Raw genomic sequence first — 22,237 nt, 5'->3', positions numbered from 1 at the left:
TCGATGGTCGTTCGACTGGACACGGTCGGTAACGCGTGACCTACGAAATCTTCGCAGCCCCAGGTCAACTCGGAGTATTGCTGAACGCCTCGCAGTGTCGCGAGGTCTTGGTATGGTCGTATTCGATCGGTGAACATTCGGGTTCGCCGATCGATCTCTCGGCTCGGTCGGCCTGGATGCAACGTGGCTCGGGCGTATTTCGTGCGGTCGTCTCAGCCGTGGCAGTGACTGAGAGGTACCCATGGCGGGCGATGACCTCCGGCCTACGCTGGCCGGAACCTATCGGCTTCCGACGATTGTCGGGCGGGCGGCCGAACTCGCGGAACTCGGCCGATTACTCCTCGATCGCCGGGTCCGGTTGCTCACCCTCACCGGAACCGCCGGGGTGGGTAAATCCAGGCTAGCTCGAGAGGCGTTGCCGGACAGCGGATTCCGCGCAGACCGGGACGCGATGGTGGATCTCGGCGAGTGCGTCGATCGAACCGGCGCGTGGAACGCGGTGCTGGAGAAGGCAAGTCACCGCTCGCTGGCCGCGGCACCCCGATACTTCGATCCGGTCGAGGCCCTGTCGGCGCTGGCCTCGATGATCGGCGCGAGTCCGGCAATTCTGTTGCTGGACAACTGCGATCGAGTGGTCGAGCAGATCTCCACCGATGTGGCACGGCTCTTGGACCACTGCCCGAACCTGACCCTCGTGGCGACCAGCCGGATCCCGTTCAACCTGTACCGCGAATGCGTGCTGTGCGTGCGCCCGTTGAGCACCGGCTGCGACACCGGCGACTACTACCCGGGTTCCGCACCCGCGGCCCAGCTGCTGCTCGACAGCATCGACAGCCACTACCGGGGAACCGGCGCGGTGGCCGATCGGCTCGTGCTCGACGAGATCGTGCGCGAACTCGACGGCGTGCCGCTGGCCATCGAACTCGCGGCGGGTTCGATCGCCCGGATCGGCCCGGTGCGCACCCTGCACCGCATCGAGGCGGGCGCCGACCTGAAGTCCACGTCCTATGTCGACGTGCCCGCCCGGCATCGGACGCTGCACGGCGCGGTCGAGTGGGGTCTGGACGACGTCGCCCCCGAGGTGCTCGACCTGCTGCTGCGCCTGTCGATGTACGAGTCGGTGATCGACACGGACATGGCCTGCCTCGCCGCCGGAACCACCGACGAGGAAGCGACGAACGCGATGACCGAGCTGGTCAGGCGCAGTCTGCTCGATCACGTCTCCAGCGGGCCGCACGGAAACGGCTACCGGCTCTTCGCCACCGTGCACGCCTACTGCCGGCAGATCCTGGCCGCCGACCCGGCCCGCGCCACCGCGATGCGCGACGACCACGTGGACCGGCTCTGCGGGCTCGCCGAGACCATCGGACCCCGGTTCGACACCAGCGAGCACCGCGCGACCGCGCTGGACGCCGCGGGCAAACGAATCGTGGACTTCATCGCCGCGGTGCACTATCTGATCGACAGCGGGCGGCCGGAACGCGCCGTGCGCCTGGCCGCCGACCTGGAATCAGCGTGGATCCAGTTCGGCTACCAGTCCGAGGTGGAGTCGGTGCTGGCCAAAGCGCTGGAGATGAGCGACCGCAGCACGCTCTCACCCGGGCTGACCGCACCGCTGTGCCTCGAGGTGCTCGGCACCTGGGCGGGGCGATCGGGGCGATTGCGTCGAGCGGTCGACCTGTTGACGAATTCCATTGCCGCGTATCGGCGTTTCGACCGGCCCGTGGACGCGGCCCGGGTCGCGGTGGTGCTGGTCCCGGTGCTGATCGCGGTCGGCGACCGGGCGGGCGCCAAGGATCGGCTGAGCGTCGCGGCGCGCTACGCCGACGAGCTCACCGGGCCGTGGCCGGGCCGACTACAGGGTTCGATGATGCTGCTGCGCATGCCCGATCCGCCCACCCGGGACACCGAGATCTGGGGCAAGCTGCGCGACCGGGCCAGGTGCCTGGACAGTACGGCACGCCTGATCGGACTGAATACGCTGGCGCGCACGCAGATCGGACCGCGGACCGCCGATCGCGCCCAGCTGCTCTACCGGGAGAACCTGGACGAGGACGGCCTGGAAGAGCATGTGCTGCAAGCGATCGTCGCGCTGGAGGGCTGCGCGATGGCCTACGACGCGGTCGGGATCGAGTACGCCGAAGCGACGATGACGCTGATGTACGCCGCCCGCCGGCTGCGCGCCACGCACGGCATTCCGCAACTGGGCGCGGGCGATCCGGCGCCACGGGTGGCCGAACACCGAAATGCCCTCGGTGAGGCCAGGTTTCGGGAGATCATGCGCACGGCGGGGGAGATGTCGCTGGCCGAGGCGGTGGCCTACGCGTGTACCGGCCCGACGCTGCCCGACCCGGACGACTCACCGCTGGCCGCGCTGACCAACCGGCAGGGCGAGATCGCCAGACTCGTCGCCACCGGCATGACCAACCGCATGATCGCCACCCAGTTGGGGATCTCGGAATGGACCGTGGTCAATCACGTGCGCCAGGTGATGCTCAAGCTCGGCTGTCCGTCCCGGCTGCACGTCGCGCTGCTGGTGGAACGCGACTCGCAGCCCGCCGAGGCGGTCGACGAGCCGACGGTCGAGCTGCCGCGAATCACGGTGGCGCGCAAGGCCTGAGCCGGGTCAGGGCCCGTAGGTCAAGATCGCGCTGATGACGAACCACAGCACCCAGGCGAACGCGATCAGCATGCCGATCGCCAGCGTGATCCGCATGAACGCGCGACCGAAATCCATGTCCCTGGTTTCCCGCGGATACAGCTTCCACGGGCTGTACCACGGCGCCTCCACCGCGTAGACCGGCCGGTGCGCCTCGCGCTCGGCCTGCGCCAGCTCCTCCGCGTAGGCCTCGGCCTGGGCCTGGTTCGGGCCGCCGTGCCACAGCGTGATGTCGATCGGGCCGAGGAAGCCCTCGTTCAGCAACTCCTGCGGCGCGGGCAGGTAGGGCAGGATGCCGAGGCCGCGGAACGCGATGGCGACGTCGTTGGCCGTCCAGAGGTGCTTCTCCTCTTCGGCGAGCGAGTCGAAGTAATGCCGCAACCGGCCCGGATCGTCACCCAGGATGACGTCGAAGCTCGGATCGCTCCACGCCTGCTGGATCTTCAGCTCGGCCCCGCGCAGCGGCACCACCAGCGCCAGCCCGTGCACCGCGCGCTGACCGAGGCCGCGGGCGGCCAGCCAGTTCTGCAACGCGAAGGTGTGCTCGCGGGACTTCTCCAACGGGGTGCGCCGGTCCCGGCCCTCCATGGCGGCCGGGTCGCCGTTGATCGTCCACTGGCCGTTGAGCGGGATCTCCAGCACGCCGTCCTGGCGAGCGACCAGTGCCTCGGCCTCGATCACCACGCAGCTGGTCGGCGTCCACACCACCGCGTCGAACTGGTGCAGCCGATCCTTGTGGAACAGACTGCAGTTGATCGTGGCGACGCCCTTCGGACTGTCCGCGTCCTTCCAGGTGCGCAGCCAATCGATCAGCGCCCGCTCGGCATTGGTGCCTGCCGCGTTCTGCACTCGTACGAGCATTAACGACCGCCCTTCACGTCGACACTCGACAGTGCACAGGATACGAGGTGCGCGGCCGAATTCGCCGCGCTCACGGCAACAGTCGGCGTGTTGGTGTCGCGGTCACTCCGGCTCTTCGGCGGCGATCTTGCCCGCCTGCACTGCCTCGACCAGTGTGGCATGGTCGGCCTCGGTGCGATCGGCATAGCGGACGGCGAATGCGGCGACCGCGTCGTCGAACCGCTCGTCTTCGCCCAGATAGCCCGCGAGCAGGCGCGGATCGAGCGAGCGCGAATGCGCGCGGGCCAGCAGTGCGCCGGCCAGCCTGCCGTAGTCGTCGAGGTCGGCGGCGGACAGTCCGGCCGGATCGATGCTGCCCTTCAGATTGCGGAATTGCCGCACGATGAACGGCAATTCGACGCCGTCGCCGGTCAGGTCGACACTGGTCCAGCCGAGCAGGATATCGCTCTCGGACTGAACCAGCCTGGCGCCCTGCACGATTCGCTTGCCCTCGTGTTTCGGCGGCGGCGCGGGCAGATACGGTGCGAGCGCGGACGGGTTGGCCTGCTTGATCTGCAACACCAGGTCCTCACCCTCGTTGCCGTGCAGCAGCGCGACATAGGTGTGCAGGCCGACGCTGCCGGTGCCGACGATCCGGAAGGCGATGTCGGACACCGCGAATCGGGCCAGCAGGTTGCGCCGCGACCGGCGCAGCGTGTCGGCGTAACGCTCCAGGCCGTCGGTGATCGCCGCGGCCACCTTGTCCTCGACCGCCGTGAGAATCGGTGGGTCACTGATGAATCGGTGCTTCTTGATGCCGGTCTGATGGTCCTCGAGGTGCTCGGTCCACTTGGCCACCACCTTCGCGCTGGTGTTCTTGCGCGCCTTCTTCGCGGCCTTCTTGAAGTCGTCGACGAGATCGTGCGCCGCGGCCTGATCCAGCACCGACTCGTCGGGCAGCGCGCTCCACGATTCGAGGAACGGCTGCTCGGCCAGCTGCGCGATCGCGAGCCGGTAGGCGCGGGCGGCGTCATGCGCGGCGGCGCGGCAGTCGTCCTCGCCCGCACCGCTTTCCCGCCCCGCGAGCACCAGGCTGGCCGCGAGCCGGTCCAGATCCCACTCCCACGGCCCGACGATGGTCTCGTCGAAATCATTGATGTCCATGATGATTTCGCCGCGTGGCGTGCCGTACAGGCCGAAATTCGCGGCATGCGCGTCGCCGCACAGCTGCGCGGTGAGCCCGGTGTCCGGTCCGCCGGTCAGATCGGCGGCCATCAGCCCGGCCGCGCCGCGGTAGAAAGTGAACGGGGAGGTCATCATCCGGCCGATCCGCAGCGGCACCAGGTGCGGGAGCCGGCCCGCGTTGCTCGCCTCGACGAAATCGAGCACGTCGGGCCTGCGCGCTCCCGCCGCCGCGCGATCGCGCGCGGTGACCGGCACCCGTTCGCGCACGGCCGCGCCGCGGGCGCGCACCTCCGCCGCGGGGAGGTAGGAACGTAGATCGATACCACTGTCTGACACGATGCCGACGCTAGCGGGTATCGGCCCTGGCGTGGGTGTCGGTTTCGCCACGTTCGGCACCGGTCAGATATGCCGACGGCTCAGGTGGCAGGCACCGGGGGATCGACGGGAGTGATCGGGAGACGCAAGGCGCCCGGCGCGGCAGCAGGCACCGTCGGCTGGTTCGGCGCCACCGGCGCGATGCGCTGGTACGCCTTCCCGAGCTCCGGCCGCGGATCGGCCTCGTTCTTGTTGGGCCAGAACGCCATTGCCCGTTCCGCCTGCGCGGTGATGGTGAGCGACGGGTTGACGCCCAGGTTCGCGGTCACCGCCGACCCGTCCGCCACATGTAGTCCCGGATGGCCGAACACCCGCTGATACGGATCGACCACACCGGTTTCCGGGCTTTCCCCAATGACGCAGCCGCCGATGTAATGCGCGGTCGCCGGAATGTTGAACACATCCATCACCAGGCCGTGCGTATCGCCGCGCACCTTCTCGCCGAAGCGCCGCCCGATGTCGTGCGCCATCGGGATCCAGGTCGGATTCGGCTCGCCCGTGCCCTGTTTCGTCTTGAGCAGCCCGCGCCTGCGGAACGAGGTCAGCGAGTTGTCCAGTGACTGCATGACCAGCAGGATCACCGACTTCTCCGACGCGTGCCTGGCGTTGAGGCTGCGCAGGAAGACCAACGGGTGCAGCACCATCGCCAGCAGGAAGCGCAGGAACCGGAACGCGCCGCCGTCCACGATCGGCACCGACATCGGGAACAGCGCGTTCTGTCCCTTGCCGTAGTGGCAGACCTCGATGTGGGTGTCCGCGGCCGGGTGAATCGAGGAGGTGATCGCGATGCCCTCGGCGAAATCGCGGCGGGCGCGGCTCACCACGTTGAGGATCGCCTCGGAATTGCTGCGGGTCAGCTCGCCGAGCCGCGGCGAGAGATTCGGCAGCACCGCGTCGTCACGCATCTTGTGCAGCAGCTTCTGGGTGCCGAGCGCGGCGCCGGCGAACACCACCTGCTCGGCGGTGAAGGTCTTGCGCTGCTTGCGGATCCAGCGGTCCGAGCGCTCGGTCTCGATGGTGTAGCCGCCGTCCGGCCGCGGCCGGACCGACGTCGCGGTGGTCAGCGGATGCACCTCGGCGCCGGCCTGTTCGGCCAGGTAGAGGTAGTTCGTGGTGGTCGTGTTCTTGGCGTTGTTCGGGCAGCCGGTGAAACATTGCGCGCAGTGCACACATCCGCGCCGGCGCGGGCCGACGCCGCCGAAATAGGGGTCGTCGACCTCGGTGCCCGGATCGCTCTCGTTGAAGAACACGCCGACGTTGGTCGGGTGGAAGGTGTCGGCGACGCCGAGATCGTCGGCGATCTCGCGGATCACCTCGTCGGCCGGGGTCATTCGCGGATTCGGCGCCACGCCGAGCATCCGTTGCGCCTGGTCGTAGTACGGGGCCAGCTCGGCCCGCCAGTCGGTGATGTGTGCCCACTGCTTGTCGGTGTAGAAGTTCGGCAGGGGCTCGTAGAGGGTGTTGCCGTAGATGAGCGAGCCGCCGCCGACGCCCGCGCCGGAGAACACCGCGCACTTGCCCAGCACGCTGATCCGCTGCGGCCCGGTCAGACCCAGTCGCGGGGCCCAGATCGACTTGCGCACATTCCAATTCGTGCGGGGAATGTCCTCGGCGTTCCAGCGCCGGCCCGCCTCGAGCACGCCGACCCGATACCCCTTCTCGGTCAGCCGGAGGGCGCTCACGCTGCCGCCGAAGCCGGAACCGATCACCACCACGTCGTAGTCGAATGCGGGCATGACTTCCTCTCGCTCACCGGACGTTCACCGTACCGACAGATGAGATGATTTCATACTCATTCTGTCACCGCCGGTCTGTGGCGGAAACCATCCTTGCATGGAGATATCGAGAAAACCGGCGTGCCCGGATGGCGTCGACCGGGGTCGGTGCGGTAAGCACGGGGCGTGACAACCGAATCGGGCACAACGGAACCGGAGGAGCGCGCCGACACCGACGGCGCGACCGGCGGCGTCTTCGACGACCGCATCCTCACCGTCCCGAATGTCCTGAGTTTCGTGCGCCTGCTGGGTGTTCCGGTGTTCCTCTGGCTGCTGCTGGTCGAGCATGCCGATGGCTGGGCGTTCGTGCTGGCCTTCGCCAGCGGACTGACCGACTTCCTGGACGGCAAGCTGGCCCGCCTGCTCGATCAGTCCTCCCGCCTCGGCGCCCTGCTCGACCCGTTCGTGGACCGGTTGTACCTGGTGACGACGCTGGTCGCGTTCGTGATCCGCGGCCTCATCCCGTGGTGGGTCGCGGTGCTCCTGGTCGGTCGCGATCTGGTCCTCACGCTCACGCTGTCGGTCTACAAACGCCGCGATCTACCCCCGCCCGAGGTGATCTATCTGGGCAAGGCGGCCACCTTCGCGCTGATGTCGGCGTTCGTCTGGCTGCTGGCCGGGGAGATGGATTGGGCGCTGGACGGTTTCGGCCGTGCCTTCGGCGGGGCATTACTGGTCTGGGGCACGGCGGTGTATGTATGGACCGGCTTGCTCTACACCGGTAAGGCGATCGCCGTCGCTCGCTCGATACCGGCTGTGGCACACCGCTCGACCTGACCGAGGCGTCGAGTCGAAGATCGGCTCGAGCCTCGCATAGAGTTGCGCCCACACGATCACAATGGAAAGGACGGACGGCCTGTGACCCAGACCCCCGAAGATCTGCGCTACACCGAGGAGCACGAGTGGGTGCAGCGGATCGGCCCTACCCGGGTTCGGGTGGGCATCACCGATTATGCCCAGTCCCAACTCGGTGACGTTGTGTTCGTGCAGCTGCCCGAAACGGATAAGGACGTCGCCGTGGGGGACAGCATCGCGGAGGTCGAGTCGACCAAGAGCGTGTCCGACATCTACGCGCCGATCGCAGCCAAAGTTGTTGCGGTGAACGAAGTTCTGGTGCAGGAGCCGGAGACGCTGAACACCGATCCGTACAGCGACGGATGGCTGTTCGAACTCGAGGTCGCGGACGCCGCCGGCCTCGACCAGACCCTTGATGAACTGTTGGATGCGGCAGGTTATCAAGGAGTTATCGGGGGCTGAATCAGCCTTCCCGGTTCTACCTGCACGGGCACGCCCTGGCAGGGTACGGTCAATGCCAACAGATGCGCCGACAGTCACTGTCGGGAATCTAGGGACTCGACGGCAGGTCGTGGTGCCACAGGTATCACCTGCTTGCATGGATAATCAGGTTCGAGGAGGAGAGAAACGGTGAGCGAGAACAAAGACCCGGGTTACGGGGAGACCGCGGCCGAGACGACGTCGGTCTTCCGCGCGGATTTCCTGAACGAGGTCGACGCGTCGCGCTCCGGAGAGCCGACCGGCGAACAGCCGGTCCAAGGGGTCGAGGGTCTGCCCGTTGGTGCGGCCCTCCTGGTCGTCAAGCGCGGTCCGAACGCGGGCTCGCGGTTCCTGCTGGATCAGCCGACTACGTCGGCGGGCCGCCACCCCGACAGTGACATCTTTCTCGACGACGTCACCGTCAGCCGTCGGCACGCCGAGTTCCGTCAGGACGACGATTCGTTCCAGGTTGTCGATGTCGGCAGCCTGAACGGCACCTATGTGAATCGGGAGCCGGTGGACTCCTCGGAACTCCAGAACGGCGACGAGGTGCAGATCGGCAAGTTCCGCCTGGTGTTCCTCACCGGACCGCGGGCGCAGAACGACTCGGCGGGTGCAGGGAGCCTATGAGCACGCGGCGCTGGGTTCTTTCTCCTCATGAAGGGCTCGGGGTCATGAAGAAGGACTCAGCGCTGTGACGGGTGCGGCGCAGTGGGCGCGCGGAGGTATGTCGATCGGCTCCGTGCTCGACCTACTGCGCCCGGACTTTCCGGACGTCACCATCTCGAAAATCCGCTTCCTGGAAGCGGAAGGCCTCATTCGGCCGGAGCGCACGCCCTCGGGCTACCGCAGATTCTCCATCGCCGATTGTGAACGGCTTCGGTTCGTGCTGACCGCGCAACGCGATCAGTACCTGCCGCTGAAGGTGATCAAGGAACAACTCGAAGCGATCGACAGCGGTGCGGCGACGCTCGGTGTGCGGGAAGCCCGCGCCCGGGCGCATTCGGGCCGTACGGGTGCATCGGAGTCGGCGGCGACGACTGCCGACTCCGAGCATCCGGCCGCGCCCGGCGGGAACAGAAACGGCGCCGCGGCGCCGAGGAGGCTCGGCGTGGTGCCCAGCGAGATTTCCCCCGACGATCTGCGCTTCGATCACGAAATCCGGCTCACCCGCGCGGATCTGCTCGCCCAGGCCGAGATCGACGAGACCTTTCTCAACGATCTGATCCGGGCGAACCTGATCACCCCCGGCGCCGCCGGATTCTTCGACGGCGACGCGGTGACGCTGGCCAAGACCGCCAAGGCGATGGCCGAATTCGGTTTGGAGGCACGGCATTTGCGTGCGTTCAAGCTGGCCGCCGATCGCGAGGCGGCGCTGGTCGCGCAGATCGCCGCCCCGATCGCGAAGAGCCGCGACGCCGGCGCGCGGGCCAGAGCCGAGGAAACCGTGCGCGAACTCGCGGCGCTGTCGCTGACGTTGCACGCCTGTCTGGTGAAGTCGTCGGTGCGGACGTCGCTGGGCGGCTGAGCATCCCGTTGAAACGCTGACGCGGAATCCGTGTCATGTTTCGGTCACCCAACACGCCGATTTCGGCTCTGCACACGGACCGCTGCACTTGCGCGGGTTCGCCTAGACTCGTGGTACGGCGAGCTCTGCGGTGGTCGTGCCGGGCGGTCGGCGCGAGCGGCTGGTGTTGAGTAAATGGGAGGCAGTGCGATGAGTGAAATGCGCGTGATCGGCATTCGTGTCGAACAGCCACAGAATCAGCCCGTGCTGTTGCTCCGCGAGGTGTCGGGGGACCGGTATCTACCGATTTGGATCGGGCAGGCCGAGGCAACGGCGATCGTGCTGGAGCAGGAGGGGGTGACGCCGATCCGCCCGCTGACCCATGATCTGATCAAGATCCTGATCACCGAGCTCGGGCACACCCTCAAGGAGGTGCGCATCGTGGATCTCCAGGAGGGCACGTTCTACGCGGATCTGGTCTTCGAGAACGATCTGCACATCTCGGCGCGGCCGTCGGACTCGGTAGCGATCGCCTTGCGGGTGGGTTGCCCGATCTATGCCGAGGAGCCGGTGCTCGAGGAAGCCGGGCTGGTCATGCCGGACGAGCGCGAGGACGAGGTGGAGAAGTTCAAGGAATTCCTGGAGTCGGTCTCGCCCGACGATTTCAAGGCCACGGATAGCTGAACAGGATCTTTCCGACAATCCGGCGTTTTCGCGGGCTGACCGGGGGATCGTCCCTTAACCAGAGCTTGAGACTTTAACCGCGCGTCGCGTTTGGCCTGACGATGGTGCTCCCTGGACAATCAGGGGAGTAATCTCGATAGTTGGGCCACGTCCGTTTTGGCCAGGTCGTCAGTATGAGCAGTGGTCGAAGCGGAGCCGGGTCATCGATGAGGGTAGCCGTCGGCGGAGCAAGGGAGTGGTCAGTGGCAGAGGAATCGCAAAATGTGGTGCAGCCAGGCCTGTTCCCGGACGACTCGGTTCCCGACGATCTGGTCGGCTACCGGGTCCCCAGTGCATGCCAGGTGGCCGGGATCACCTACCGGCAGCTCGACTACTGGGCGCGGACCGGACTGGTCGTGCCCTCCATTCGCAGCGCGGCCGGCTCGGGTAGCCAGCGCCTGTACTCGTTCAAGGACATCCTGGTCCTGAAGATCGTGAAGCGGCTGCTCGACGCGGGCATCTCGCTACAGAACATCAGGATCGCGGTCGACCATCTCCGCAGCAGGGGAGTGCAGGACCTCGCCGGGATCACCCTGTTCTCCGACGGCACCTCGGTATACGAGTGCACCTCGGCCGAGGAGGTAGTCGATTTACTGCAGGGCGGGCAAGGCGTGTTCGGCATCGCGATCAGCGGCGCCATGCACGAGCTCACCGGCGCCATCGCCAACTTCCCGGCCGAACGCGCGTCCGCGGTGACCGAACGGCCGGAGGACGAGCTGTCCTATCGGCGTAAGGCCCGCATGAGCCGTAAGACTGGTTAAGAATAGACAACTGACAACACCCCGCCTCCCCGGTAAAGCCAGGGTAGCGGGGTGTTGTGCTGTGTGGCACCTGGTTTTCGGGGACGGAAAAAACATGGTGTTAAGTAGATATGCGCATCTATCGATGTAATCGTTGAGGACCCCGCGCACCGACGTGACCAGCGCGACACCCGCAGGGAAGGGACCAGTGACACGTTCTCGCGTGTCGTCGGCTTAAACTGGTGGCGCGCCAACGCCGTGCGGGAGAGTCCCGGGTTCGACAGAGTCCGGGCGCCGAAGGAGCAGCACCTCCCCGTCAATCTCTCAGGCATCAGGGACCGTGCGGGCTTGGGCGCCTCTGGAAAGCGGTGGCTCCGGGCCGCCCGCCCATGGGGAAAGGGGCTCGACCTTCATTGCGGTCGCGCGTCCGAATCTCTCAGGCAACACGACAGAGGGGGAGGGCTGGTAACCGTCGACACGTGTCGACCCGCCCGACCCAATGGGAGCTGCCGTGACTCGCTCATTCGCCGACCGCCATATCGGACCCGACCGGGGCGAAATCGCCCGGATCCTGGACGTCGTCGGCGTCGGCTCGCTCGACGAGCTCGCCACGAAGGCCCTGCCCGCCACCATCCTCGACGGGTCCGGCTTGGCCGGATTGCCGCCTGCCGCAACCGAACACGAGGTGCTGGCCGAACTCGCCGGGCTCGCCCACTCCAATACCGTGGCCACCTCGATGATCGGGCTCGGCTACTACGACACGCTGACCCCGCCGGTGCTGGTACGCAACCTGCTGGAGAACCCGGCCTGGTACACGGCGTACACGCCCTACCAGCCGGAGATCAGCCAGGGCCGGCTGGAGGCGCTGCTCAACTTCCAGACCATGGTGTCCGAGCTGACCGGCATGGACGTGGCCAACGCGTCGATGCTGGACGAGGCCACCGCCGCCGCCGAGGCGATGACGCTGTTGCAGCGGGCGAGCCGGTCGAAGTCGTCGCGGCTGGTCATCGACAACGACCTGTTCCCGCAGACCAAGACCGTGCTGACCACCCGCGCGCAGCCGCTCGGCATCGAGCTGGTTCCGGCGGATCTGTCCGCCGGCGAGCTGCCCGAAGATGAATTCTTCGGTGTGCTGGTGCAGGCGCCGGGCGCGTCCGGCCGGGTAGTGGACTGGACATCGCTCATCAGCGCCGCGCACGAGCGGGGCGCGCTGGTCGCGGTGGGTGCGGATCTGCTGGCCATGACGTTGATCGCGTCCCCGGGCGACCAGGGCGCGGACGTCTGCTTCGGCACCACCCAGCGTTTCGGCGTGCCGCTCGGCTTCGGCGGCCCGCACGCGGGTTATCTGGCAGTGCGCACCGCGTATGCCAGGCAGCTGCCGGGCCGGCTGGTCGGCGTCTCGGTGGACGCGGACGGCGACGTGGCCTACCGGCTGGCGTTGCAGACGCGCGAACAGCACATCCGCCGGGAGAAGGCCACCTCCAACATCTGTACCGCGCAGGTGCTGCTGGCCATCGTCGCGGCCATGTACGCGAGCTACCACGGTGCGGACGGCCTGCGCGATATCGCCCGCCGGGTGCATCGGCACGCCGCCACCATCGCCGCGGGCCTGGACGGCGCGGTCGTGCACGACACGTTCTTCGACACCGTGCTGGCGCATGTGCCCGGCGGTGCGGAAGCCGTTGTGGCGAAGGCGAAGTCGCGCGGGATCAACCTGCGCCTGGTGGACGCTGATCACGTCGGCATCGCCTGCGACGAGGCGACGACCGACGCGCATGTCGCGGCGGTGCTCGAATCCTTCGGCACCACACTGTCTTCCGAGCAGCGCGACCCGGCCCCGGCCGTCGCGATCGAGAACCGGACCTCGGAGTTCCTCGACCACCCGGCGTTCACCAAGTACCACACCGAAACCGCGATGCTGCGCTACCTGCGTTCGCTGTCCGACAAGGACATCGCGTTGGACCGCAGCATGATTCCGCTCGGCTCCTGCACCATGAAGCTGAACGCGACCGCCGAGATGGAGGCCATCACCTGGCCCGGCTTCGCCCGCGTGCACCCGTACGCGCCGGTCGAGGACGCGCCCGGCCTGTTGCAGGTGATCCACGATCTGGAGCAGTGGCTCTCCGACATCACCGGCTACGACTCGGTCAGCCTGCAGCCCAACGCGGGCAGCCAGGGCGAGTACGCCGGCCTGCTGGCGATCCGGCGCTACCACCTGGATCGTGGTGACACGCACCGGGATACCTGCCTGATCCCGTCCAGCGCGCATGGCACCAACGCGGCCTCGGCGGCGATGGCCGGGCTGCGCGTCGAGGTGGTGAAGTGCCGCGACAACGGCGACGTCGACCTGGACGACCTGCGGGCCAAGATCGCCGACCACGCCGACCGGCTGGCCTGCATCATGATCACCTATCCGTCCACGCACGGCGTGTACGAGCACGAGGTCGCCGAGCTGTGTGCGCTGGTGCACGACGCGGGCGGCCAGGTGTACGTAGACGGTGCGAACCTGAATGCGCTTGTCGGACTTGCCCGTCCGGGGCGGTTCGGCGGCGACGTCAGCCACCTGAACCTGCACAAGACGTTCTGCATCCCGCACGGCGGCGGCGGGCCCGGTGTCGGTCCGGTCGCGGTCCGATCGCACCTCGCGCCCTACCTGCCCGGCGATCCGCTGGTGACCGACTCGCACGCGGTGTCGGCGGCCAACTACGGTTCCGCCTCGATCCTGCCGATCACCTGGGCCTACATCCGCATGATGGGCGCGGACGGCCTGCGCGACGCGACGCTGACGGCGATCGCCTCGGCGAACTACATCGCGCGCCGGCTCGACGAGTACTTCCCGGTGCTCTACACCGGTGAGCACGGGATGGTCGCGCACGAGTGCATCCTGGATCTGCGCGAGATCACCAAGCAGACCGGCGTCACCGTCGACGATGTGGCGAAGCGACTGGCGGACTACGGTTTCCACGCGCCGACGATGAGCTTCCCGGTCGCGGGCACGCTGATGGTCGAGCCGACCGAGAGCGAAAACCTGGACGAGCTGGACGATTTCATCGAGGCGATGATCGCGATCCGCAAGGAGATCGATCAGGTCGCGGCGGGCGTCTGGCCGGTGACCGACAACCCGTTGCGCGGTGCGCCGCATACCGCGGCCAGCCTGGTGGGCGACTGGGAGCACCCGTACAGCCGCGAAACCGCCGTGTACCCACGGGGTCTCGGCCACTCGCGGGCCAAGGTGTGGCCGCCCGTCCGCCGCATCGACGGCGCCTACGGTGACCGCAACCTGGTGTGCTCGTGCCCCCCGATCGAGGCGTACGCCGACTGACCGTCAGACCCGAAGGCGCCCTCCGCTCAGTTCAGGCGGAGGGCGCTTTTCTGTGTCAGCCGCACGCCTTCTGATTTCCCGCACCGGAAATTGCATGCGAATTTCGGTGCGGGAAATCAGGAGTGGTGCGGCTTCAGGGGGTGGTCAGTGCCTGGACCACCGCGGAGCCGAAGCTGAGGTCGTCGGAGGTGGTGACCTTGGTGTACGTGCCGCCGGACTGCTCGGCGATGCTCTTGAGCGTCTGCGTGCCCTGGCCGCCGATCACGATGATGTCCACGCGGACCGGGTGGGCCTTGTCGATCGCGGCGGCCATGTCGGCGGCGAGCTTCGCGCCGGTGACCGTCGAATCGTCTTCCGGCCCATCGGTGATCAGCAGCACGGAATTCGTTCGGCCGGGGGTGTAGCCGTTGATCGCGCTCTTGTACGCGGCGATCAGGGTCGGGTACGCCTGGTCGGCGCGGACCTCGCCGGCCTTGATGGCGCTCAGCGCGTTGCTGATCTTGGTGCGCTGGTCGTCGGTGAGCGGCGCGGTGGCGGCCTGCACCTTGTACGGCGTTGTGCCGTCGAGGTTCTTGCCGTACGTCCAGAGGCCGAGGCCGAAGTCCGGCGGCATCACCGTCAGCGTGGAGCTCAGCGCGCCGATCACATTCGCGAGCCGGGTCATCGAACCGTCGGTGGTCGACATGGACGAGGAGACGTCGACCAGCACGGTGGATTGCACGCCGAGCACCGGATTGGCAAGGGTGGCACGGACTTTGTCGAGTGCGGCACGCGGCGGTGCGGGTGTGGCGGCGGGCGCGGTCGTAAATCCTGCTGCGGTGAAGGCCTGCACCTGCTCCGGTGCGCGCAGGTAGTCGGCGAAGAGTCCGCCGACGAGGTTCTGCGTCTTGTCGACCCACGGTCCGGACATCAGCGCGGCCGGGTGATCGGCAATCGGCGCGGTGCCGGACGGCCGGAAGATCGTCAGTCCCGCTTGGGTTTTCACCTGCTGCTCGGTGGCGGCGACCGCGTGCACGGTGGCCGACTGCGGCGCGCCCGCGATGATGCCGAACGCCGCGGCGGTGTCGGCCGCCTCCGGTGCGTCGGCCGCGAGACCGGAGATCGCCGCGACGGCTTGACCCGACTGTGCGGCTTGCTCGCTGAGTGGTTCCGCGCCGGATACCTCGGACCCCACCGCGACCGCTGCGGCGAGCGAAGAATCCCCGGGCGGCAACGCCATTCGCAGATTGCCCCAACCGGAAAGCCCGACATCTTTGAGCGAACCCTGTTGCAGCCGTGGCAGATCCGCCCAGGTGGTCTTGGCTTGTTCTAGCGCACCGCGCAATTCGTCCGGCACGGCGAGCACGATCGGGCTGACCGCGATCGGCGCGGGTGTGCCTTCGATCATTCCCGGCACCCGCATCGACTCGATCGAGCGGGTCGAATCGGGGATCCACAGCACCGGCTGCGGGCCGAGGTTCTGATCCCACGGCTTGCCGTTGGTGAACGCGGCGACGATCGCGGCGGACGGTTGCGCGGTCACGACCACCTGCGCGCAGTGATCACGCACCTTCGGTTTGGTCGCGTTGTACCGGTCCGCGGCGGCTCTGACCTGCGTCGCGATGTCCGGATCGGCGGTGACGTAGAGCGTCGACGGACCGGAGACGCATTCCGCGGCCGCGGCGCTGTCCTCGTCGGCCGCCCGGTCCCGTAACTGGAACCACGCGACGACCCCAGCGACGAGCAGCACGATGGCCACCACTGCGATAACCGGACCTTTGCTGACGCCCCGGGATCTGGTTCCGCTGCGATGAGTGCCCACGCTGCACAGTGTATGTTCACCTGCGGTTTGCGGCCTCGCCGAGGCTGCCCTCACCGGCGTGCCGTACGCCGTGTCCGGCCGCCGCCGGGTCCGGGGCGGACACGGCGGCGGGATTCACGGGCGGATCAGCTGGCCGCGGTCGAACTCGTGGCCGCCCCAGACGCCGGACTGGCCGGTGCGGGCGGCGAATTCACCGCAGGCCGCGCGGATCGGGCAGCCCGCGCAGATGCCGCGCGCGTAGTCGAAGTCCTGCGACGGGTACGGGAACCACGCTTCGTGCTGCGGGTCACCCCGGCAGGCGGCCCGATGCCACTCTCGGGAGTCCGAGAGCGGAAGCAGCTCGGCCAGGGTCAGTTCCACGACCGCGCTGGTCTCGGTGCGGATGGTCATCGCGATCCTCTCCTTTCTCGGATGGTTCAGGTGGCGGCGAGCTGCTTCCAGATCCGCCGCTGTCGCTTGGCCTGGTGGTTGGGCGCCTTGGGTTGCCACAGCAGCCGCATGCCCGCCTCCTCGGGGGTGCGGTCGGCCTTGGTCGTATTGCACGGGCTGCAACACGCGACGAGGTTGCTCCAGGTGTTCGGGCCGCCCCGGCTGCGCGGCCGGATGTGGTCGACGGTGCGGGCCCACGCCGCGCAGTAGCCGCACCGGTGGCTGTCCCGGCGCAGCACGCCGGCCAGGGTCGCCCGGCTCTCGTCGTGCACCCGCGCGGAGTGCTCGATATAGACGTAGCGCAGCAGCCGGATGGTCTCCGGCAGCAGTAGCTCGAAGTGCTGGGACCGGATCAGGAAGTGCGGCGCCCGGTCGGCGATCGACTCCGCGGTGCCGGTCATCAGCAGCACGACGGCCCGGTCGGCGCTGATCTCGTCGAGCGCCTCGTAGGAGGCGTTCAGCACCAGTACCCCGGTGTGTATCCAGTTGTCGGCGGTCAGCGCCGCCGGGTTGGCGGCATAGCGGAATGTCATGGGAATCACCATGTTTCGAGAGAAGTCGAGCGGGCGAAAGGGGCGGTCAGTTACCGGCCGGGAGGCGGCCGTCGTCGTTTCCGCTGTACAGCTGTCGATCGAATGCTGGTTTTACGGTCGACAATCGTTGTGCCGCATCGGCGTTCGCCCGAATCGGATCGTTCTCGTACATGGCCACCTCCTCCTTCCGCGTGCTCGTGGATCACCGCTACCTGGTGATCATCGTCGAATTCCATGGTGACATAACGGACCTACCGCTGTCGGGTCATTTATTTCCGGGCGCGGGTCAGGCGTTCTGTAGCTGGGCGGCGCCGAAGGAAACGTGGAACCGCTGGCACCAGATGGTGACGCTGGTCAACGCGGCGAGATCGGTGTCGGCGGGCAGGACGTAGTTCTGGCTGCCCTTGTTGCCTTTGAGGCTGCCCAGGTCGGTGTATTTGCCGTCGTCGAAGACGAACCAGCCGGCTTTGCCCTCGACCACTTCGGCGTCGGTGAGCCATACGTGCAGGTCGGGGCCGTCCGAGGTGTCGAGGTCCTCGAGCCGGAGGACTCGGGTGCCGTCGGGGAGTTGCAGGATCCGCACGGTGCCGGAGGTGTCGTGCTCGTGCGAGATGAGGGTGCCGGTGGCCAGGGTGCGCGGCTGCGCGGGCTCGCCGGGGGCGGCGGCCGAGGGTGCGGCCTCGTTGACGGTGGTGTTGGTGAACAAGCGCCACGGTTGGGCCAGCGCCAGGCCGACGCCGAGCCCGACGATCAGGAGGACGGCCAGCGTCCACGTGATGGGGGATCGGGCGATCTTGCGTGCTGAAACCACGGTTGTCCTCCAGGTGCCGCGACAGGTGTTGTCTCCATTGAACACGGCTGTGCATCGATTTCGAGGTGCCGAGTTGTGACCAATTGCTGACGTCGACCAGGTCTTTGGGCGTCGGCTGTTGCGCGCGAATCTGGTGTACGACAGGCGAATTCGGCTGTCCCATAAGGACGTTTGCCCCCACCGGAGGGATGGGGGCGGCCGGGGCGACATCAACCGATCGGCATATGCCCCAGCAGCACTCGGCCGGTGAACTGAGTCTGTTTGGCCCGTGGCAGCGGATGGAACAGGCAGCCGTGGATGTCGCGGTAGCGCATCTCCAGTTCGCAGGCGCGCGAATAGCCGAGGCCGCCAACGGTTTCGATGGCCAGGCGGACGGTGTCGATGAGCGCGTCGGCGGCCGCGGTCTTGCGGCTGAGAGTGCGGCTGGCGTGGCTGTCGGTGTTGTCGAAGCGCAGGTTGTCCGAACCGGCGAACATCGCGTCGATCAGATCGGTGGCGGTGGTGTGCGCGTTGACCATTTCGCCGGCGAGTTGGAAGGTCGGTGCGTCGGCCCGGTCCGCGACCAGCGCGGCGGCGAGGTCGACCGCGCCGTCGGCGATGCCGAGGTAGGCGGCCATGACCAGCGGCATCGCCGCGCCCATTACCACGTTCAGCAGCGGCGGCCAGGTGTCGGCGCGGCGGAGCAGGGAGACCGCGGCGTCGGGGACGAAGACGTCGTCGAAGACCACGGTGTGTGAGCCGGTCGCCCGCAATCCGAGTGTGTCCCAGGTCTTTTCGATGTGCACCCCGGCGGTGTGCACCGGGATGGCGCAGTGCAGGACGTGCGGACCGTCCGGCGCGTCCTCCCAGCGGATGCTGGTGACCAGGACGGTGCCCGCTTCGACGCCGCTGGCCGGCGTTTTGCGCGCGTGCACCCGGTAGCCGCCGTCGACCCGCTCGGCCCGGCCGCTGGAACCGACCCAGTCCGCGGCGCCGGTGCTGATCAGGATCGCCCCGTCGACCACCTTGCCGAACAGCGGGGCGGCATCGATGCCGTGATTGTGCCGCCACACCTGCGCGGCGACCAGATGGGTGTGCATCGCGAACGCGACCGCGGTCGAGGGATCGTGGCGGCCGAGTTCGCGCAGGATCGCACCCATCTCGCGGTGCGTCGCGCCGCCGCCGCCGAATTCGGCGGGCACCAGCGCGGCGGAGAGCCCGGCGACGCGCAGCATCTCGAACGCGGTGCGGGAGAACTCGCCGCTGCGATCGCGGTCGGCCACTTCAGGGCGCAGGGATTCGCCGACCTGCCGCGCGAGGGCGGTCCAGTCGGTGGTCAGGTCGGGGGAAATCGTCGTCATGTTTCGAAGGTAAGAACGGCCGCGATAACCGAATAGTCCAGAAAGTGGACTCAGCCGGTCCAGGAACTGGACCCCCGATTGCGAGGTGACCCATGACGGGCCCCGGCTACGGCCAATACTGTCCGATCTCCCGGGCGCTGGATGTGCTCGGCGAGCGCTGGTCGCTGCTGATCGTGCGCGACTTGATGCTGGGCACCACGCGGTTCAACGACCTCGCGCGCGGGCTGCCCGGCTTGTCCCGAAGCCTGCTGGCCAAGCGGTTGCGGCAGTTCGAGCGGGCCGGGCTGGTGGACAAGATCGGGTCCGAGTACCTGCTCACCGCGGCCGGTCAGGAGCTCGAGCCGATTCTGTTCGGCCTCGGCGAATGGGGTGCGCGCTGGACATTCGGCGATCCGCAGCCGGAGGAGCTCGATCCGGCGGTCCTGGTGTGGTGGATGCACACTCGGCTCGACACGTCGTCGTTCCCGGGAAAGCGGCAGGTGCTCGCGGTGCGGTTTTCCGATGCGGTGGAAAGGTTTTGGATCGTCATCGAATCCGGAGTGCCGTCGGTGTGCGCGACGGATCCCGGCTATCCGATCGACGTCGCGATCATCTCCGACATCAGCTCGCTATACCTGGTATGGCTCGGCAGACTGCCACTCGCGCAGGCGATTCGAACGGGCAGGTTGACCTTCAGCGGACCGTCAGCGCTGACCCGTCGCATGCCATCGGTCCTCCGCCTGAGCCCGATGGCCCCCTACGCGAACCCGTCTCCCGCCGACTTCATTACTCGCGCTTCGTGATTCGACCCACAGCTGTGGTCTTTGCGCACCTGGTTCAGCTATCGCATATCGCTCAACCGGCTGAGGGGTATGCGAAGTAGGAAGCAACTGTGCGAAGGCGTCCCTATCTGTCGCTTGGTTTGCGGTGGGGACGGCTCCGGGCCTCGACGTTTGTCGTCGAGGCCCGGTGGTTCGGTACTTACAGGTTGCCGACGATGTGTTCGAGGCGGTCGGCGACGAGCTCGCGGGCCTTCTCGCGCAGGGCCGGGCGGTAGCCGCTGGGGTACACCGGATCGCCCGGTGCGTAGTCCTTCAGGACCTCCTTGGCCAGGGTGATCTTGTGTACCTCGGTGGGGCCGTCGGCGATCGCCATGACCTCGGCGTAGTTCATCATGTCGACGAACGGGAGGTCGGTGCTGACGCCGATGGCGCCGTGCAGGTGCAGCGCGCGCTGGGCGATGTCGTGCATGACCTTGGGCATGGCGACCTTGATGGCGGCGATGTCCTTGCGCACCTTCAGGTAGTCCTGTTCCTTGTCGATGCGCCAGGCGGTGCGCAGGACGAGCAGGCGGAACTGTTCCATCTCGATCCAGCTGTCCGCGATGCGTTCCTGCGTCATCTGCAAGCCGGCGAGCGGGCCCTTGCGCATCGGACGGGAGACGACGCGTTCGGCCATCATGTCGAAAGCCTTGCGTACCAACGCGACCGTGCGCATCGCGTGGTGCACGCGGCCGCCACCGAGGCGGGTCTGGGCCACGATGAAGCCCTGGCCCTCGGCGCCGAGCAGGTGGTCGGCGGGCACCCGGACGTCGGTGAAGCGCAGGTGTCCCTCGTGCTCGCTGAAGCCGTGCACGTGGAAGTTCTTGACGATCTCCAGGCCGGGGGTGTCGGCGGGCACGATGAACATCGACATGCCCTGGTAGGCACTGACTTCGGTGTTGGTGACGACCATGACGATGTGGAAGCTGGCGAACTGCGCGTTGGAGTTGAACCACTTCTCGCCGTTGATCACCCAGTGGTCGCCGTCGCGCACCGCGGTGGTCTTGAACGTGGTCGGGTCCGAGCCGCCGGTGGGTTCGGTCATCACGTAACAGGAGCCGATCTCACCGGCCAGCAGCGGCTCCAGGTACTTAGCCTTCTGCTCCGGAGTGCCGTAGTGCGCGAGGATCTCGGCGTTGCCGGAATCCGGTGCCTGGCAACCGAATACCGACGGCGCCCAGAACGAGGTGCCGAGCACCTCGTTGAGCAGGGCCAGCTTCATCTGCCCGTAGCCCTGGCCGCCGAGCTCCGGACCGAGGTGGCAGGCCCACAGCCCCTGCGCCTTGACCTGCTCCTTGAGCGGGCGCATGAGCGCCATCGCCGCTTTGTCGGTGCGGTCGTACGGGTTCGGGTAGAGCAGGTCGAGGGGCTCCACCTCGGTGCGGACGAATTCCGCCGCCCAGTCCAGCTTCTTCTGGAAATCCGGGTCGGTCTCGAAATCCCAAGCCATGGTCAGCCTTTCGTGTGGTTGTCGGACGTGGTCACCACGCCGTCGAGGAACGTGGTCGCGAGGATGTCGGCGATCTCGGCGGGGGAGTGCCCGCCGTGCGGTCGATACCAGAAGGTCACCATGTTCAGCATGCCGAGCACGCTGTTGGTGACCACGTGGTCGTCGGTGCGCAGCAGTCCGGCGGCGTGGCCCGCGTCGATCGTCCGCTGCCAGCAGTGTTGCACTCGGTCCCGCAGTTCTTGCAGCTGCGCGCCGCGTTCGCCGCTGAGCGCGGTGACGTCGCGGAGCTGGATCGCGACCTCGCGGCGATGATCGATGATCAGGCCGACGTGGCTGTGGATCAGCTTGCGCAGCTTGGTGATCGGGTCGTCGGGACCGGCGGTGATGCGTTCGGCGTCGACCAGCATCAGCTGGATGTAGTCGTGCAGGATCTGCCAGAGCAGTTCCTCCTTGGAGCCGATGTGGTAATACAGCGCGCCGCGCTGCACGTCGGCCCGGTCGCCGATCTCCGCGACGCCGGTGCCGTGGAATCCCTTCTCCGCGAACAGTTCCACCGCGGCGCGCACGATGCGTCCGCGGGTGTCGCCCGCCGTCGATTCGGCGGCGGGCGGGCGGCCGCGCCTGCGGGTGGGGGCGATATCGGAACCGCTGGTCACGGGCCGGCCTCGGTGG

General features: G+C 67.6%; 19 protein-coding genes and 1 riboswitch. Of the genes, 9 read left to right on the top strand and 10 right to left on the bottom strand.

Features of this window, described 5'->3' with window-relative positions:
• Positions 1-241 precede the first annotated feature (241 nt).
• On the top strand, positions 242-2,620 hold the full coding sequence (locus F3087_RS11475) for an ATP-binding protein (RefSeq protein ID WP_150401802.1): 2,379 nt from the start codon (positions 242-244) through the stop codon (positions 2,618-2,620).
• 6 nt (positions 2,621-2,626) lie between these two features.
• On the opposite strand, the gene F3087_RS11470 is transcribed toward F3087_RS11475, so the two are convergent.
• From F3087_RS11470 to F3087_RS11460, 3 genes are all read right to left on the bottom strand, one after another.
• Complete coding sequence (locus F3087_RS11470) at positions 2,627-3,508, bottom strand: nuclease-related domain-containing protein (RefSeq protein ID WP_223884996.1); 882 nt, start codon at positions 3,506-3,508, stop codon at positions 2,627-2,629.
• A 114-nt stretch (positions 3,509-3,622) separates the two neighbouring features.
• Complete coding sequence (locus tag F3087_RS11465; protein ID WP_150401800.1) at positions 3,623-5,020, bottom strand: DUF2252 domain-containing protein; 1,398 nt, start codon at positions 5,018-5,020, stop codon at positions 3,623-3,625.
• 80 nt (positions 5,021-5,100) lie between these two features.
• Positions 5,101-6,795 (bottom strand): GMC oxidoreductase, encoded by a 1,695-nt coding sequence (locus F3087_RS11460; protein ID WP_150401799.1) that lies wholly within the window; start codon positions 6,793-6,795, stop codon positions 5,101-5,103.
• 246 nt (positions 6,796-7,041) lie between these two features.
• On the opposite strand from F3087_RS11460, the gene F3087_RS11455 reads away from it, so the two are divergent.
• From F3087_RS11455 to gcvP, 7 genes are all read left to right on the top strand, one after another.
• A complete protein-coding gene (locus F3087_RS11455) occupies positions 7,042-7,611 on the top strand; it encodes a CDP-alcohol phosphatidyltransferase family protein (protein WP_375906881.1) in 570 nt (189 codons plus the stop codon).
• Positions 7,612-7,692: 81 nt separating this feature from the next.
• A complete protein-coding gene (gcvH, locus tag F3087_RS11450) occupies positions 7,693-8,091 on the top strand; it encodes a glycine cleavage system protein GcvH (protein ID WP_150401797.1) in 399 nt (132 codons plus the stop codon).
• A gap of 168 nt (positions 8,092-8,259) precedes the next feature.
• Positions 8,260-8,739, top strand: a complete 480-nt coding sequence (gene garA / locus F3087_RS11445) for a glycogen accumulation regulator GarA (protein WP_150401796.1) — start codon at positions 8,260-8,262, stop codon at positions 8,737-8,739.
• A 97-nt stretch (positions 8,740-8,836) separates the two neighbouring features.
• On the top strand, positions 8,837-9,637 hold the full coding sequence (gene ftsR / locus F3087_RS11440) for a transcriptional regulator FtsR (RefSeq protein WP_150401795.1): 801 nt from the start codon (positions 8,837-8,839) through the stop codon (positions 9,635-9,637).
• A gap of 189 nt (positions 9,638-9,826) precedes the next feature.
• The gene (locus F3087_RS11435; RefSeq protein WP_069160942.1) at positions 9,827-10,300 is read left to right on the top strand and encodes a bifunctional nuclease family protein; all 474 of its coding nucleotides are present in this window, start codon (positions 9,827-9,829) and stop codon (positions 10,298-10,300) included.
• Positions 10,301-10,506: 206 nt separating this feature from the next.
• A complete protein-coding gene (locus F3087_RS11430) occupies positions 10,507-11,100 on the top strand; it encodes a MerR family transcriptional regulator (RefSeq protein ID WP_317983917.1) in 594 nt (197 codons plus the stop codon).
• 230 nt (positions 11,101-11,330) lie between these two features.
• A riboswitch (glycine riboswitch) is annotated at positions 11,331-11,430 on the top strand.
• A 148-nt stretch (positions 11,431-11,578) separates the two neighbouring features.
• Positions 11,579-14,401, top strand: coding sequence for an aminomethyl-transferring glycine dehydrogenase (gene gcvP, locus F3087_RS11425; RefSeq protein WP_150401793.1), 2,823 nt, complete (start codon positions 11,579-11,581; stop codon positions 14,399-14,401).
• Positions 14,402-14,534: 133 nt separating this feature from the next.
• Here the strand turns inward: gcvP and F3087_RS11420 are convergent, their stop codons facing one another.
• From F3087_RS11420 to F3087_RS11400, 5 genes are all read right to left on the bottom strand, one after another.
• Positions 14,535-16,202, bottom strand: coding sequence for a VWA domain-containing protein (locus F3087_RS11420; RefSeq protein WP_191093904.1), 1,668 nt, complete (start codon positions 16,200-16,202; stop codon positions 14,535-14,537).
• A gap of 114 nt (positions 16,203-16,316) precedes the next feature.
• On the bottom strand, positions 16,317-16,592 hold the full coding sequence (locus tag F3087_RS11415) for a WhiB family transcriptional regulator (RefSeq protein WP_150401792.1): 276 nt from the start codon (positions 16,590-16,592) through the stop codon (positions 16,317-16,319).
• 26 nt (positions 16,593-16,618) lie between these two features.
• A complete protein-coding gene (locus tag F3087_RS11410) occupies positions 16,619-17,164 on the bottom strand; it encodes an HNH endonuclease (RefSeq protein ID WP_150401791.1) in 546 nt (181 codons plus the stop codon).
• Positions 17,165-17,450: 286 nt separating this feature from the next.
• On the bottom strand, positions 17,451-17,975 hold the full coding sequence (locus tag F3087_RS11405; protein ID WP_223884994.1) for a DM13 domain-containing protein: 525 nt from the start codon (positions 17,973-17,975) through the stop codon (positions 17,451-17,453).
• Positions 17,976-18,184: 209 nt separating this feature from the next.
• A complete protein-coding gene (locus F3087_RS11400) occupies positions 18,185-19,315 on the bottom strand; it encodes an acyl-CoA dehydrogenase family protein (protein WP_150401789.1) in 1,131 nt (376 codons plus the stop codon).
• 92 nt (positions 19,316-19,407) lie between these two features.
• Between F3087_RS11400 and F3087_RS11395 the strand changes: the two genes are divergently transcribed.
• The gene (locus tag F3087_RS11395; protein WP_150401788.1) at positions 19,408-20,097 is read left to right on the top strand and encodes a winged helix-turn-helix transcriptional regulator; all 690 of its coding nucleotides are present in this window, start codon (positions 19,408-19,410) and stop codon (positions 20,095-20,097) included.
• 178 nt (positions 20,098-20,275) lie between these two features.
• Here the strand turns inward: F3087_RS11395 and F3087_RS11390 are convergent, their stop codons facing one another.
• Positions 20,276-21,565, bottom strand: coding sequence for an acyl-CoA dehydrogenase family protein (locus tag F3087_RS11390; RefSeq protein ID WP_150401787.1), 1,290 nt, complete (start codon positions 21,563-21,565; stop codon positions 20,276-20,278).
• Positions 21,566-21,567: 2 nt separating this feature from the next.
• Positions 21,568-22,221, bottom strand: coding sequence for a TetR/AcrR family transcriptional regulator (locus tag F3087_RS11385; RefSeq protein ID WP_150401786.1), 654 nt, complete (start codon positions 22,219-22,221; stop codon positions 21,568-21,570).
• Between the last annotated feature and the right edge of the window lie 16 nt (positions 22,222-22,237).

This window comes from Nocardia colli (assembly GCF_008704205.1).
In the GTDB taxonomy this organism is placed as follows: domain Bacteria; phylum Actinomycetota; class Actinomycetes; order Mycobacteriales; family Mycobacteriaceae; genus Nocardia; species Nocardia colli.
Note: the sequence above shows the minus strand (reverse complement) of the source record. Positions and strands in the feature narration are given on the sequence as shown.